13 protein-coding genes are annotated in these 15933 nt (G+C 58.4%); 2 read left to right on the top strand and 11 right to left on the bottom strand.

From position 1 onward, the window contains the following. Positions 1–244: 244 nt before the first annotated feature. The 5 genes from cdaA to tilS form a co-directional block, all read right to left on the bottom strand. Positions 245–994: a diadenylate cyclase CdaA gene (gene cdaA / locus AB1772_04325; protein ID MEW5795568.1), complete on the bottom strand. Its 750-nt coding sequence runs from the start codon at positions 992–994 to the stop codon at positions 245–247. Between the two features lie 3 nt (positions 995–997). Then, complete coding sequence (gene folP, locus AB1772_04330) at positions 998–1882, bottom strand: dihydropteroate synthase (protein MEW5795569.1); 885 nt, start codon at positions 1880–1882, stop codon at positions 998–1000. Between the two features lie 124 nt (positions 1883–2006). Continuing rightward, entirely contained in the window at positions 2007–3962 is a 1956-nt protein-coding gene (ftsH, locus tag AB1772_04335; protein ID MEW5795570.1) for an ATP-dependent zinc metalloprotease FtsH, read from the bottom strand. Positions 3963–4056: 94 nt separating this feature from the next. Beyond that, the gene (hpt, locus tag AB1772_04340; protein ID MEW5795571.1) at positions 4057–4608 is read right to left on the bottom strand and encodes a hypoxanthine phosphoribosyltransferase; all 552 of its coding nucleotides are present in this window, start codon (positions 4606–4608) and stop codon (positions 4057–4059) included. Further along, the gene (tilS, locus tag AB1772_04345) at positions 4565–5989 is read right to left on the bottom strand and encodes a tRNA lysidine(34) synthetase TilS (GenBank protein ID MEW5795572.1); all 1425 of its coding nucleotides are present in this window, start codon (positions 5987–5989) and stop codon (positions 4565–4567) included. Before tilS ends, hpt begins: the two co-directional genes overlap by 44 nt. 231 nt (positions 5990–6220) lie before the next feature. Between tilS and purL the strand changes: the two genes are divergently transcribed. Continuing rightward, positions 6221–8467 (top strand): phosphoribosylformylglycinamidine synthase subunit PurL, encoded by a 2247-nt coding sequence (gene purL, locus AB1772_04350; protein ID MEW5795573.1) that lies wholly within the window; start codon positions 6221–6223, stop codon positions 8465–8467. 210 nt (positions 8468–8677) lie between these two features. Then, positions 8678–9403, top strand: coding sequence for a UDP-2,3-diacylglucosamine diphosphatase (locus AB1772_04355; GenBank protein ID MEW5795574.1), 726 nt, complete (start codon positions 8678–8680; stop codon positions 9401–9403). A 308-nt stretch (positions 9404–9711) separates the two neighbouring features. On the opposite strand, the gene AB1772_04360 is transcribed toward AB1772_04355, so the two are convergent. From AB1772_04360 to AB1772_04385, 6 genes are all read right to left on the bottom strand, one after another. Next, complete coding sequence (locus tag AB1772_04360; protein MEW5795575.1) at positions 9712–10431, bottom strand: site-specific DNA-methyltransferase; 720 nt, start codon at positions 10429–10431, stop codon at positions 9712–9714. A 3-nt stretch (positions 10432–10434) separates the two neighbouring features. Next, a complete protein-coding gene (locus AB1772_04365; GenBank protein ID MEW5795576.1) occupies positions 10435–10560 on the bottom strand; it encodes a hypothetical protein in 126 nt (41 codons plus the stop codon). Positions 10561–10808: 248 nt separating this feature from the next. Continuing rightward, on the bottom strand, positions 10809–11465 hold the full coding sequence (locus tag AB1772_04370) for an outer membrane beta-barrel protein (protein MEW5795577.1): 657 nt from the start codon (positions 11463–11465) through the stop codon (positions 10809–10811). A 232-nt stretch (positions 11466–11697) separates the two neighbouring features. Beyond that, complete coding sequence (locus AB1772_04375; GenBank protein ID MEW5795578.1) at positions 11698–13296, bottom strand: aconitase family protein; 1599 nt, start codon at positions 13294–13296, stop codon at positions 11698–11700. Next, positions 13293–13766 (bottom strand): HIT domain-containing protein, encoded by a 474-nt coding sequence (locus AB1772_04380; protein MEW5795579.1) that lies wholly within the window; start codon positions 13764–13766, stop codon positions 13293–13295. The genes AB1772_04375 and AB1772_04380 overlap by 4 nt, the downstream gene beginning before the upstream one ends. A 394-nt stretch (positions 13767–14160) precedes the next feature. Further along, complete coding sequence (locus AB1772_04385) at positions 14161–15876, bottom strand: DUF885 domain-containing protein (GenBank protein MEW5795580.1); 1716 nt, start codon at positions 15874–15876, stop codon at positions 14161–14163. Positions 15877–15933 lie beyond the last annotated feature (57 nt).

Genomic DNA, 15933 nt, shown 5'->3' on the forward strand with positions numbered 1-15933 from the left:
CTCTTGCGGGTGGGGTGCAATCACCGCGGGTGGCCTCCCATTTGCGGCCGGTGACCCACCACCGTGGTAGGGCTGGTACTCCAACAACTGATATTTGCTGATTCCGTGCGCGACCCGCCGACGGCGGGTCCTCGTCTGCCCGTGTATCGAAGAAGGATCTGGAAGGGGCAGACCGGGAGGTCTGCCGCGCACGAGTACTCACGCAGAGGGGTGGACAGGAGGTCTGCCGCCCACAACCATGTCCTTAACGGAGGTACTCGGCCAGGCGGTCGCGGAATTCGGCTTTGGGGATGTCGGAATGAAGATCGCCGTCGACGGCAATCGATATCTGATGCGTCTCCTCGGAGACTACTACCACTACCGCGTCGGAGACCTCGCTCACGCCGATTGCCGCTTTATGGCGCATGCCGTAAAGCTTGTGATACCGAGGATTGGTAGTCAGTGGCAGCGAAGTGGCGGCGGCCTCGATTGTCTCGCCGGAGATAATCACCGCGCCGTCATGCAGGGGCGTGTACGGCGTAAACAGGGTAATCAAGAGTTCCGAGGACAGTTCCGAGTTTACCGCCTTGCCGGTCTCGGCGAAATTTCGAAGGCCGGTGTGCCGCTGGATCACGATCAGCGCCCCGTAGCCCAGCTCGGCCAGGCGAAGCGTGGCCCTGGCGACCTCACTCAGAACTTTCTTCTGCTCCAGGGGAATGAGCATGCGCATGAGCCGGTTTTGCCCGATACTGGCCAGCGCCGAACGCAGCTCCGGCTGAAACACTACAACCAGCACGATAATGCCGAATGTAGCGAGCGTGGAAAACATCCAGGCGAGCCCCTCAAGTTGAAACCAGTACGACGCCACCGCGATCAGGGCCAGCAGCAGCAGCCCGACAATGATTTGCGCTGAGCGTGTCCCCCTGGTCAGGCGGAGAACCTGATATATGATAAACGAGACAATTAGGACATCGATCAGGTCTTTGAAACCGAAATGCAGGAATTCGAACTGCATCGTTTATCCCGCCGCTCTGATACCCTGGAAAACTCTGAGCGCTTCGACTGTCGGCGCCACGTCATGAACCCTTACGAAATCGGCCCCGTTAGCCACTGCAGCTACAGTGGCGGCAATTGACCCGCCCAGACGCTTGTCGGGTGTCTCACTCGACTTGGACAACATCCCAATAAACGACTTCCGCGACGCCCCCACCATTACGGGCGCACCGAAGCGCTTGAACCGAGAAATCCCCGCGAGCAATTCGAGATTGTCGGAAAGACGCTTGCCGAAACCTATCCCCGGATCGAGTATGATCCTGGATCGATCAACACCGCGATCGTCACAAAATCGTAGCCGCTCCTCGAAGAACGAGGCTACCTCGGCGACACAATTGTCATAATGAGGGTCCACCTGCATATCGCGCGGCGTACCCTTCATGTGCATCAGCACTACCGGCACTTTGGAGGCGGCGATTAATGGAGCCATAGCCGGGTCGTGGCGAAGCGCCGAGATGTCGTTGACTATCACCGCGCCGGCATCAATGGCTGCTTGCGCGGTGGCAGCACGGTAAGTGTCGATGGAAATGCATATGTCGCTTTCGGCGGCGAGCTGACTGAGCACCGGGATTACACGCCGTAATTCTTCGGCTGGCTCGATGGGCGTCGCACCCGGACGCGACGATTCCCCGCCGATGTCTACGATATCCGCACCTTCCTCGATCATTTGATGCGCCCGCGCCAGAGCCTGCGCAATTGTCACGTACCGCCCACCGTCGGAGAATGAATCCGGCGTGACATTAAGCACACCCATAACCAGCGGCCGCACGAGGGATAACTCACGGCCGGTAGCCAGACGGATAACTCGTTTGGCCTCTTCGGGTTTGACCGTTGCATTTCTATCAGCCATAGCCGTGGTCGCATAGTAAGAAACTCGCGGAGAAAAAACAACGGCAATTCGAGTGGGACAATTACTTGTATCAACCGAAGAAAGAAGGCCGATCGGAATCGTGATCGGGCTGAGTGAAGCGAGTTTATTTGCTGGGCGCAGGGGTAGGGTTCACCACGGGTTCGGTGTCACCTGGATGCGCCTTGATAATCTCATCGACCTCGTGGCTATCGATAATCTCTTTTTCGAGCAACGCCTTGGCCAGCTTGTGCAGCTTTTCCATGTGCTGTGTGATGATGCCGCGCGCGGTCTCTTCTGCCTGCTCTATAAACCGGCGAATTTCCTGATCGATAATCACTGCGGTTGACTCGGAGTAGTCCTGGTGGCGCTGGATCTCGCGTCCGAGAAACAGATGCTCCTCGGTGCGGCCAAAGGTCACCGGTCCGAGCTTGTCTGACATCCCCCAGTTGCAGACCATTTTGCGGGCCAGCTTGGTGGCGCGTTCCAGATCGTTCCCCGCTCCGGTGTCGATCTGGTTGAACACGAGTAGTTCCGCCGTCCGGCCGCCCATGAATACCGCCAGCTGGGCCTCGAGGAATTCCCGCGAGTGCACGTGGCGCTCGTCGACCGGCAGCGACTGGGTCACTCCCAACGCCATACCGCGCGGGATAATCGTGACCTTGTGAATCGGGTCGGCTTTGGGGAGCATCTTGGACACGAGCGTGTGACCGGCTTCATGATAAGCGAGTATCTTCTTCTCCTGTTCGGCGATCACCAGCGACTTTCGCTCCGAACCCATCATCACCTTGTCCTTGGCGTCTTCGAAGTCCCGCATGTTTACGGAGTCGTGGTTGCGCCGCGCCGCCAGAAGCGCCGCCTCGTTCACCATGTTGGCCAGATCGGCCCCGGTCATGCCGGGAGTGCCGCGGGCCACAACTGACAGGTCGACATCGTCCGCAGTCTTCACCTTGCGGGAATGGACTTTGAGAATCCCCTCGCGCCCCTTGGCGTCAGGCGAATCGACCACGATCTGGCGATCGAATCGGCCCGGGCGAAGCAGCGCCGGGTCGAGCACATCGGGACGGTTGGTCGCCGCGATCAGAATAACGCCCTCGTTCGATTCGAAACCGTCCATTTCGACCAGCAACTGATTGAGGGTTTGCTCGCGCTCATCGTGGCCGCCGCCCAAACCGGCGCCGCGATGACGGCCGACCGCATCGATCTCATCGATGAAAATGATGCACGGGGCGTTTTTCTTGCCCTGCTCGAAAAGATCGCGCACCCGGCTGGCGCCGACACCGACAAACATCTCCACAAAATCGGAGCCGGACATCGAAAAGAACGGCACATCGGCCTCTCCCGCGACCGCCCGCGCCAGCAGCGTCTTGCCCGTTCCGGGAGGACCGAGCAGAAGCGCCCCCTTGGGAATCTTGCCGCCCAGCTTCTGGAATTTGCCCGGTTCGCGCAGGAACTCGATAATCTCCTGAAGTTCTTCCTTGGCTTCTTCCGCACCGGCGACGTCGTTGAAATTGACCCGCGGACGTTCATCCGTGAGAAGCCGCGCCTTGCTCTTGCCGAATGAGAACAGACCCCGCGCCCCCGCTCCACCCTGCATCTGGCGAAGGAAGAATATCCAGACCAAAATCAGCAGCAGCCAGGGACCGACCGTGATGAGTATTGAGAAGAAGTCGGGGCCTTCCATCTTGGCGGTGATCTTGACGCCCTTGGCTTCGAGACGATTCACGAGTTCATAGTTGAGGTCGGCAAAGGGGATACGCGTGGTGAACTTCGATGCCGGTTCGTTGGCGGGCGACGCCGCAAAGGTTTTGGCCTTGAGCAGCTTGCCCTCGATCTCACGGTCAGAAAACGTCACTTCGGCGACATTGCCCGAATCGATTTCCTGAACAAACTCAGTGTATGTAATCTCGACCGAACCCTGATCGAAACCGGCGAAGTACTGGTAGGTGACAAACACCAGCAGGAACAGCGCCAGCCAGAAGAGCATGGATCGGCCCGAGCCCCACAGCTTCGGCTGGGGCTTCGGGTTTTCGTCGCGGTTACGCGGCGACGAGGGCCGGCGACGTTCTCTGTTATCGGGCATGCTCACTCTATCTCCGTCTTGCCGCCTGTGGCATATTCGTTGTTACCGCACGGCAAGGTTATTATTCAAAGTATCGGCTCTTTTCCCGGACAGCCTACTTTTCGACCATTCGCCCAACAAACGGCAGATTCCGGTACTTCTGCGTATTGTCAAGACCATAGCCGATTACAAACTCATTTCCGACCGCGAATCCCCGATACTTAATGCTTATACGGGTACGATGGCTGGCCGGTTTATCCAGCAGAGTAACAATCTCAAGCGAGGCCGGTTCCTCCTTTTGCAGCCACTGCATGACAGTCGAGACGGTGCGCGCCGAGTCGATGACCCCGTCAACTAATAGCACATGCTTTCCCTTGAGAGGTATCTGGGAGCCGCCGCTGAAGCTGATTTCGGTCTCGCGGCTGGTGCCGACCCGGTACGACGCCGCCGAGACGAATTCCAGCTCGATCGGCAGACCGATCTGGCGAATGAGATCGGCCATGAAGATCACGCAACTCTTCAGCACGCCGATCAGCACGACGGTCTTCCCGGCGTAGTCACTCGTGATTTGGGCGCCCAACTCTACCACGCGCTTGTGAATCGTGTACTGGTCCAGCAAAAGCTCAAACGGTTGAGCCGCCGGTTTTTTTTCTGACGCTGACGGCAACGGTCAAAGTCCTTCTTGTTTTGTCGTCCACTTTCGCCCGATCGGCGATTTCCTGTCCCACGATCCAAACCGGCCCGTGCTGATCGCACAGCAGGAGGATTTCGTCGCGCAACGGCCGCGGTACTTTGCGATCGGTAAGAAAATCGCCGACTTTCTTGTGCCCTTTCATGCCCAGCGGCTGGAAGCGGTCGCCCGGGCGCGCGGAGCGTACCTCCAGCGGCGGCGCAAGCCGATCCCAGTCGAGCACCACGCAATTGGCGCCACGCTGCTTGGGCATGACTTTACGGCTTCGCTTTCGCACATTGCCGGCAAAAGTGAGGCGGGGCCGATTGAGTTCTAACCTGCGCCCCGGCTCGAAAGCGGCCTGAACACTTTCCGCGCGCTTTCGCCAGACGTACAGCGTTTCACCGGCAACTGCGGCCCGCACCTGATTGGGAAGCGTAAGCGTTCCGGTTCCGGTCATGGCCAGGCCGTCCAGCCGATCAAGCGCCTCTTTGTCAGGGCCGTAGCTTCCAGGGCAAGTTACTTTCAGACAATACCTTAGCAGCCTGCGCCGCTTCCACTTAGCATAAGTCCTGAAAGCCGCACACGCAAGCTCAATCTTGCCGCCGGGAGTGATTCGCGTCGCCCTGCGGGCGGCACGCGCCACCATGCCCTCAAGAAACTCGTCTTCGTCCCTGATCGTGTCCGCCAGGGCTCGAATGGCTGAATCCGCCTGTGGATTCAGATTGCGCCTGATTTCGGGCAGAAGTTTGTGGCGAATCCAATTGCGGCGGTACTTAAGAGAGCGGTTGCTGACATCCTCGCACCAGCTCAGGTGCTGTTTTTCAAGGTAGCTCAGGATTTCGGAGCGAGTCAGATCGAGCAGCGGCCGAATGTACGGCCCGCGACGATACGGCATCCCTGCCAGACCCGATGGTCCGGTGCCGCGCACCAGGCGAAACAGGATTGTCTCGACCTGATCGTCAGCCTGATGCCCCAAAGCGACACGATCAAAACGCTGCGACTCGGCCAATCGCGCGAAAACTCCGTAGCGAACCTCTCGCGCGGTTTCTTCGATACCAAGACGGCGCTTCTTCGCCAGCGTGGGGACATCTTCACGCATGACAGTCAGGGGTACGCCGAGATTGTCACACAGGCCCTGACAGAAGCGTTCTTCTCTTTTGGCGGCGCGGGGACGAATCTGATGATTGACATAGACCGCAGCGAGTGTCAGGCGATAGGTCTTTCGCAGTCGCCACAGTACGTGCAGGAGCGCGACAGAGTCCGGGCCTCCGGAGAGCGCGACCAGAACTCCTTGCCCTTTTTCGAGCAGGTTGTGAGTCTCTATGGTCTGCCTGACTTTCTCCAGCGTAGTCACGAGGGGAAGATAGGTAATCATGTTGGAAACGGAACAAAAAAGGGCGAGTAGTCGTGGGCGACTTCCTCCCGCTGATCGGCAGGGCTCCGTCCCTGCCGGTGTTCATCGCGGCAGGCGCAGAGGACCGCCGATCAAAGAACACGCCCTCTATCTGATCGGCAGGGCTCCGACGCTGCCGCGATTCCCCATTCCCTGTTGACCCCACCCCAATCGGCCTCTATATTCGGCCTTTCAACGATGAAAGGGTCGCACGTGTCCGCAGTTTTTACTCAGCCCAAGGTCACCCCGGAACTGGTCAAGCAGCACGGGCTTACACTCGACGAATACGAACGCATAAAGAAGATCCTCGGCCGCGAGCCGAATTTCACCGAGCTGGGCATCTTCTCGGTCATGTGGTCCGAGCACTGCTCCTATAAGAACTCGATTGCGCTGCTCAAGACGCTCCCCCGCGACGGCGCCGCGCTGTTGGCCAAAGCGGGCGAGGAAAACGCCGGTGCAGTCGATATCGGCGACGGGCTCGCGGTAGTATTCAAGATCGAATCGCATAATCATCCGTCGGCGATAGAGCCGTACCAGGGCGCGGCCACCGGCGTGGGCGGCATTATGCGCGACATCTTCACCATGGGCGCACGACCGATTGCGTCGCTGGACTCGCTCCATTTCGGCTCGCCCAAGAACCCGCGCGTGCGGTACCTGGTCGACGGTGTGGTGCGCGGAATCGGCGACTACGGTAATTCGTTCGGGGTCCCCACCGTCGCCGGCGAGACGATTTTCGAAGACGCGTACACCGCCAACCCGCTGGTGAACGCCATGGCGGTGGGCATAGTCAAAAAGGACCGGATGGTGTCGGCGGTGGCCAAAGGCGAGGGCAACCCGATTATGATTGTCGGTTCGAAAACCGGCCGCGACGGTATCCACGGCGCCACGTTCGCGTCGGAAGAGCTCTCAGAGGCGTCTCAGGAGAAACGGCCATCGGTGCAGATCGGCGACCCTTTCACCGAGAAGCTGCTGCTTGAGGCCACGCTCGAGATCATAGAGCAGGACCTGATTGTCGGCATCCAGGACATGGGCGCGGCGGGACTCACCTGCTCGTCATCGGAGATGTCCGCCAAGGGAAAGTCTGGCGTAGTCATCGATATCGACAAAGTCCCTGTGCGTGAAACCGGCATGACGCCGTACGAGATACTTCTCTCCGAGTCACAGGAGCGGATGCTGGTGTGCGTGAAGAAAGGCAGGGAGAACGCGGTCCGCGCGGTGTTTGACAAATGGGGGCTGGATTCGACCATTATCGGCCACGTGACCAGTGACGGCCTCATGACCGTGCGGCTTCAGGGCGAGCTGGTCTCACAGATACCGTCGGATGTGCTCGTGCTCGGCGGCGGCGCGCCGGTCTATCACAGGGAGAGCCGACGACCGGAGTATCTCGACGAACTCAATCGGATTGATCTAAGCAAGTACAGCACAAATCGTGAATGGAATAAGACGCTGCTGACCATGCTCGGCTCGCCGAATCTCTGCCACAAAGGGTGGGTGTATGAGCAGTACGACTCGCAGGTGCGCACGAATACAGCAGTGGGTCCCGGCTCCGACGCGGCAGTGCTTCGCCTTCGCAAAACCGACAAGGCGCTCGCCACGGCTACCGATTGTAACGGGCGGTATTGCTACCTGAATCCGCGATTAGGGGCGCGTATCGCGGTGGCCGAGGCGGCCCGCAATATCGTCTGCTCCGGCGGCAAGCCACTGGCGATTACGAACTGTCTCAATTTCGGCAATCCGTATAAACCAGAAATCTATTACGGCTTCTCCGAAGCGGTGGCCGGCATGGGCGAAGCCTGCCGCGTGTTCGACACCCCCGTGACCGGCGGCAATGTCTCGTTCTACAATGAAGATCCGGAACGCGCGGTATATCCGACCCCGACAATCGGCATGATCGGCCTGGTCGAACATCTCGACGATATCACCACTCAATGGTTCAAGAGCGATGGGGACACGATCCTGTTGTTGGGTGAATCACGGGAGGAATTGGGGGCATCGGAGTATCTGCACACGGTCTATAACGAAACGCGCGGCCCGGTGCCGGACCTTGACCTGGAATTCGAAAAGCGGCTGCAGCAGACCGTGCTGGCTGCGATTCGCTCCGGCTGGGTGAATTCGGCACATGATGTGAGCGACGGTGGCCTGGCGGTGGCGCTGGCCGAGACGTGCATCAGCAATGATGAATGGCGGATCGGAGCCACAATTACGCTGTCAGACCGGATACGGCCCGACTGCCTCTTGTTTGGCGAGACTCAGTCGCGCGTGATAATCTCCTGTGCTCCCGAAAACGTCGGCTATATCCGCGAGCTTTGCGAGCGCATGAGTGTGCCGGTGGCGGAAATCGGCCAGGTCGGTGGAGGCAGACTCGTCATAAATGAGCTTGTCGATATGCCTGTTGGTGATCTGTGGGACATCTGGTACCATGCTCTTCCCTACATGATGCAGGAGATCACGAAGGGTTAGGTGCGTAGATACAACCGGTGGCCCACCCGCTTGCGGGTGGGATGGCTGTGACACTCGCGAAACGAACGGTGTCGGGTTTCGCGCTCAATCGGATGCTGCGCGGAACCCGACGTACAAGCCAAGTGAAGTGTAGGTCGGGACGTTTACGGTCCCGACAAGATGTCGGGATGACGTACATCCCGAGCTACTAATGAGTTCGAACAGGATAAGATGGCCTTATACGTATTCTCAGACGCTCACCTCGGCTGCGACTCTCCCCCGCAGGAGGCGGAGAAGGTCGCTAAGCTCGGCGAACTCTGCGCCCTGGTCCGCAAGGACGGCGACCGTCTGGTGATCCTCGGCGACCTGTTCGATTTCTGGTTCGAGTACAAGCACGCTATCCCGAAAGAGCACACCGATGTCCTGCTGATGTTGCGGGATCTGGTCAAGCGAGGCATCCGTATTGACTATGTCAGCGGCAATCATGATTTCTGGATGGACGACTACTTTGAGAGACAGATCGGGTTGTTTCTGCACCGAGACAAACTCGATCTGAAACACGCCGGCCTCCGTTTTCACATGACCCATGGCGACGGCCTCGCCCGTGCTGACCGGGGATACCGCGTTTTGAAGCGTGTGCTGCGTAATCCGGTTAATGTCTGGTTATACCGAAAACTCCCACCCGACTGGGCGATCCCTCTGGCCAAGTGGGTATCGGGTTCATCGCGAGATCACACCTCGAAGCGCGATCACACTTTCGCTCCGGACTATGAACAGTATGCCGAGAGCAAACTTCGCGAAGGGTACGATGTCGTAATGATCGGCCATTTGCACATTCCCACGCATAAAAAGCTCGGCGCCGGAATCTATGTGAATACCGGCGATTTCATTCGGCACTTTTCGTACGTGCGGGTGGATGATGCAGGTGTGGAGCTCAAGTACATGAGGGCTTTGTAGGTCGAAACCCCTGCGGTTTTGACTTCATCACTCAGGATCGTAGGTCGGGTTCGCCCGGGTTGACCGGCTGAGCGGGCGAACCCGACATCCGCTGTGGCGATCGGCAGGCCTCGGAGCCTGCCGCCAGCATAATAGTCAGCCTTCGACAGGCTCAGGGTGACTTGAGAGTCGACGGGCTCGAAGCAAACCCGCCCCACGAAACTAAAAGACTCTGCTCTTCCCCCGTCATGCCCGACCCGGTCGGCCATCCATGGCCACTCGCGTCCGACGCACGTGCCCCGCTACACGAGAGATGCAACCGTTCGCCCTCAACCTTCGGCAGGGACGGAGCCCTGCCGATCGAAAAACGGGACACATCTCTCAATCAAACATGGCTCCGGCTTGCCGGCAAATGGCTCCTCTCTCTGCCAGCCGGTTTTGCCGGTGGCGCGAAAGCGCTCGAGGCGGCGGATCGTGATTTCCGCGAAGATAGGATCTATATCGATGGTAATGCAGCGGCGACCCAGTCGCTCACAGGCCAGCAAAGTCGTGCCCGAGTGCGCGAAGAAATCTATCACTGTGCCGCCCGGTTGCGATGAGGCCGCGATGATTCGCTCGATCGCCTTCAGCGGCTTCTGCGCGTAGCAGCCCGGCACGTTTTCCTCCATGCGGTAGAATACCTGCTGGATATCGACCCAGACATTTCCGGGGCGGATGCACTCGGAGTGCGATCGCTCCAGATTCTCCGTTCGGGATCCACCTACATCCTTATAGTACCCTCTGAGAATTTTCGGGATATCCGTGTACTGGACCTCAAACGACGGCTCGCCTTTCGTGTAGTAGAGCAGTTCCTGGCGGACGGCCATCCAGTTTTTCGGCGTGCCGTAACCGCGCTGATTGCGCATGGTGATGAATGAACGCGATTCAAACGGCGTCTCGGCCATCATGGCCATAAACTGCGGGAGCGGTTGGAAGTGGCGCTTTTGGTCAGCTCCCAGCCAGACGTAGAGAGCGCTGTTTTCTGCCAATAGGTCATAGGTGATATCGATCCACTATCGGCACCAGGCGACATAATCCTCCACCGGTCTCTGTTCGAAAGCGATCATGTTGTAGGGCGGATCATGCACCGCGAGAGTCGGGCGCGCCTGATCGATAATGAGCGATCTCACGAACCCCATATCGGCGGCATCGCCGCAAGCGACTACATGGCCGCGGAGCGGATCGCGCCAGATATCGCCTATGCTTAGGCGACAGGATGGCAGCCTTTGACAACGAACAGACTGATCAGACTGATCCCCAACATGAACACCAACTTTCGGCACGACGACAAAGAAAGACGGCAGGTCAAGGGATCAACAAAAAGGTGACACACAAGAAAAGGCCCCGCTGTGGCAGGGCCTATCTTGGCTTAAACTAAACGTAGCTACTAATTGCCGCCGAACATAATCTTAATGCCCGCGCGAATCGGGACGTAGCTGGTGCTCTCACCTTCAGTCATGATGATCATGTACTTACCGTCGAACCAGAGTCCGGTCTTCGGGCTGAGCATGTACTGGAACCCGGCACCGAATCCAAGAGTGAGATCAGTGGCACTAACATCGCTCATGTCGATAACCGTCGTTTCGCCAGCCTCGGTAACCGTTGCGTCATCGAAAGAGAGGTTGGTCATCCCGGCCGTGGCTACCAGATAGGGTACAAATGGTTTCGCTTCCTGGCCAGTACTAAACATGTACTTCACATCAGCTAGAAACTCCAGAGCGGTAAGGCCAAGCCCGTCGACAGTAGCAGTCGGGTCGACAGGACCAAAGTTGGCTTCGACCCATTCGATAAACTTGTCATCGTCAAACGAGAACGAGCTGTACCCAATCGTAGCACCCACCTCTACCGCGGGGCTAACTTCGAACGCGAACCGCCCGGTTCCGCCGAAACCCATCTTCCAAAAGTCGCTAAAAGTCGAAGGGCTCATCGGCAATCCGAGTCCGCCGCCAAGATAAACAGCGGGTTTTGTTTCACCAGCGAACACTGTGCCACTCATGGCAATTACGATTATGCCACATGTAGCGAGGAACAGTACTTTCTTCATAGAACCTCCTTGTAAAGTTTAGTAACCGGTTACTTGTCCAACCAATCGCCGCTATTCGGCCATTGCCTTCTTTGCTTGAGTCCCTTGACTCGGCCAAATCCGGCAGCAAAGAAGCCTCCATCAGACGGCTTTGTAAACAAAAAAATCCAATCCCATCAAAGTGACTCAGGTTTCCGGTTTGCCCCGAGCGGAGATCAGATAGATTGAAGCCAATTCGACAGATATGTCTAATTCACCGCCCGTGCCCGGCTGGATCGGTGATTACGCCGTTAACCGCCGATGCCGACGCGGTCGCCGGCGAACAGATGAACAACTCGGAACCGTCGCGCAAGCGGGGTCCGAACCAAAACGTGGTCAGCCCGCGTTCCCCTGTTGCCGGCAACGGGAATCCGCTCAAGCTGCCGGGATGTTGCACGATTGCCCCCGCCTCGATATACACGCGAATCAACCCTTTCTTGAGCGCCTCGAGATAAACAGAGCGCGAACCAGGAACAACCGTCAGGCGACAACCGTCGTGCACTTCGTGGCCCCTGATAATATCAGCAGCCACTCGAAGATCCTCGAACCGTCCCGCCATGCATCCGCCCACGAACACCATGTGAACCGGCAGGTCACGCATCTCCGCCACGGCGCGGGACTCGATCGGTTTGTCAACTGGAGCCGCCTGAGGCACAAGATGGTCGATATTGATCTGGTACAGTTGACGGTATTCGGCGTCCTTGTCCGGTACGAGCGGCTGATATCGAGTCATCGTGCGTCCGGTGAGATATCGCCGCGTGGTGGCGTCATACGCGCACAGCGCACCAACCGCACCGGTGTAGGTGCTCAGCGCGGCCAGAGTGTAGCGCTCGCCCATGGTCATCTGAGAAACTGCCGCCCCAGTGTATTCGATCACTCGTCCGGCCAGCTCTTCCGACGCGAGCTGCCTGATTACCGACAGGGCGATATCAATAGCCGAGACTCCACGGCCGCGTCTGCCGCTGATGACCACGCGGACCGTCTCCGGTACGATGAGGCGGTACTTGCCGCCGGCCCACACCGCGGCCAGATCATGCGGATTGACAGCTATCGCCAGTCCGGCCATGGCGCCGAATCCGATGGTCTGGCCACCAACACCGAGCGTCATACTTCCCGGCACGAGATGTCCCTTTTCCAGCGCCACCTGGGGGCAGTTCCCCTCCTCGACATCGTGGAACGCCCTGATCCCCTGGCGGCGCGCGAATTCGCGCACCAGGCGGTGCGCCTCGACTACCGTGCCGCCGATCTCATCATGGCTGTGACCGGGCATGAGGACTACCCGCGACGGATTCCAGACCCGTTCCTCGTTCTTGAGGAACTCCTTGATCACCCCGGCGGCGCCGTCGGGAGCGATAGTGAGGTCCGGCTCGACCTCTATCGACTGTCCAGGATCGACGCGGTCGGTCGCAGCAGCCCGGGCCAGTATCTTTTGTACCGCGGTCCTCTTACCGTAGAGGGAATTGGCATGCGCCGGAAGGGCCAGGCCAGGGAAAGCGAATTCCAGTTGTTCCAGCTTGAGAAACGCCGGCTTTTCCCTGAAACCGTAGCGACGGCGCCAGTTGTAAAACGCCGCCTTGGAGATTCCGAGTTCGAGGCCGGCTTTCTCGTCGTCTCCGTACCGCTCCCACAGATTGCGAATATCCTGTTCGGAGAACTTGGGCAGCGAGTACTTGGGGACGTTTTTCTTGCGCCGCCAGTAGGCAACCAGATATGCCGGAACGCCGCCGAGACGCTCGCCTATCTTTTCGTCAGTCTTGTAAAGCCTCTGAAGCCGGAGCAGTTCCGATTTGGTTGGAATCTTGCCCCTTTTCATTGGCGGCGCAGCTCCTGTCGCAGGACTTCGTAGACAGGTTCCAGCGGGATCGACACCACTGCGGTCTGCCCGATAACCGGCATGAAATTGGTGTCACCGTTCCAGCGCGGCACGACATGCATGTGCACATGCCCGGGAATGCCCGCGCCCGAAAGGCGACCGAGGTTCATGCCGACATTCAGGGCGTGGGGCTTGAGACGCTTCTTGATCGCGACTACAGTCATGCGGATAAGGTCGAAGAACTCGGCCGCCTCGTCCGCCTTGAGACTTTCCAACTGGCTGACATGGCGATTGGGGACAATCAGGGTGTGACCGGTATTGTACGGGAACTTGTTGAGGATGATGAAGTTCTTCTCGCCGCGATAGAGAATCAGATTCTCGACCGAATCCTCCATGCGGAACCGGTTGCACAAGATGCACCCTTTCTCCTTTTTGCCCAGGATAAACGCGGCTCGCCATGGAGCCCACATCGTATTGCCGGCCATATATGTCAATATACGGTGCCGTGGAACGGCGCAACAGCGAAATTGAAAAGCCCTTCTTGCTATCTGATTGACCGATAGCGGCTTGGTGGGCGGTCGGCCTATGCGTGTTTGCCTCGGGAGGGTGCGAAGATGGGCCGAAGCATATTTCTTTGTGTCGCGGGCACTTAGGGGGAGATGTTTGCGTGCGACAGGAGACAGGCCGAGATCCTTGGGACCACCCACCGGGGCGGGATCCAGGCACGCCTTTATCTTAGGCGACCCATCATTTTGCCGGGTTACCTCGTGCGTAGTGGACGTCCTCGTCCACCACGACGCGCCGATGCCCCAGGGGTTGGCCCTGCGGTGAGTTTAGCAGCTTCGGTGGGCCACCGAGACGGCCCTACAGACCGAATGATGCGCGTATCAGAGCCGGAGGAATAGACCCGAATGACAGCAGCTTATCGTAGAAGGCTTGTTCATCGAAAGCATCACCATCGCGCTGCATGACCTCGTCGCGGAGCCTCTCGATCTCGATCTTGCCCACCAGATACGACATCCACACGCTCGGCGTCAGCGTATACTTGCGCACCATTTTCCGATGATACTCTTTATCGGACTCGCTTTCGGCGTCGAGCGTACTGATCATCCAGTCCGCGCACTGCTCATAAGTAAACTGCCCGGTGTGGAGTTTGACATCGGCGATAATCCGTGCCGCGCGGTACCTGATACCGCCGAGAATAGCCAGCCACATGGCCGGGTCTTCCTCACCGTAAAGGCCGGCGTGGTACATTAGTTCCTCGCAGTACAGCGCCCAACCCTCGACCATGAGCATGTTAGACTGCCAGCGCCGGATCAGCGACGCATTTCTCCCGGCGAGCTGCATCTGCAAATGGTGCCCGGGATAAGCCTCGTGCACGACCGAGCCTTTGAAACCGCGACGGTGGACATAGCGATAGAACGCCGCGCGCTGGCTGGGATCCAAAGTGTCCGGCAGCGGCCTTACGTAGAAAATCGCGCGCTGATTCCGTTCGAACGGCCCAGCCGGATGATATGCAATGCCCGCCACCATAGATCTGAGAAACTGGGGTGTCTCCACCACCTCAACCGGCGCGATATCTTCAGGCACCGACACAACGGAATTATCGCCCAGAAACCTCCGCACTCGGTCGATTTCCCAACGGTAGTAGTCCAGAACGTCCTTACGTCTAAAACTGGCTGGTACGAATACTGAATCGCGGCCGGTCTGGTGGTTTTCGTCGACATACTGCCGATACAGCCGATACTCCTCCTGCGCCGCGGCCAGCAGCGCCTCACCCATTCGCAGCAGCGAATCGGAATCATAGTTCAAAAAGCTGCCGTGGCTAAGCATGTAATCGAAGTTCACTTTGCCGATAGCAAACGAGGTGGCCGGCCCCGGCGTTAAACCGTCGAGAAAAGCCGCGAAATCATTCATCGCCTCGCGCGCCTGGGTTGAGACGCGGAGAATCTCGTCTGCCCGCTCAGGAAACTGTCTCATGAGCTCCGCCGCTACCTCCTGGTAAAAGGCGTTGGCGGACTCCAACGATTCATCGGCGAGGTCGAGATACACGTCGGGCGGGCCCTTGAGATTGCTACGCGCCGCCTGAAACAGCTCCGGCACCGCTTTCATGCGCGCCAGGATCGACAACAGCTTTTCCGACAGCGGAGCATGTTGCGACAGAAGCAGGAAGTAAACTCCGTTGACCGCCTCATCGATATACAACTGCGGCGATTTCTCATGCCACTTGATCTCTTTGATATCGAGCAGGGTCATCTCGACATTGGAGCGGATCAGCTTAAAATCGATCGCGTCTTCCGGGGAGAACGAATAATTGCGGTATTGATGGAGTTTTTCTACGAAACCGGTGAGCCGTCCGCGCATCTGTCTTACCGAGCCGGGGGAGTAGTCGGCCAAACGATGATCGTAATCATGGATGCCCATCTCGGTGGCGTGGACGGGGTAAAACAACTGCAGGGCGGCGAGTATCTCCCCCGTGAGCTTGTCAAACGATTCCTCGTTCCGGGCGGCGCTAAGATCTGGGGCAGCCAGTAAAGTCAGGGAGAGCAGAATTAACAGGGCGGTTGTCCAGCGGATCATCAAACCTCCAAAGTTGAGCAAACCAATGTACCCGCCGACTGCCGGCGAGCGCAACCA

It is taken from the genome of Candidatus Zixiibacteriota bacterium, from assembly GCA_040752815.1.
GTDB lineage: Bacteria > Zixibacteria > MSB-5A5 > GN15 > FEB-12 > JAGGTI01.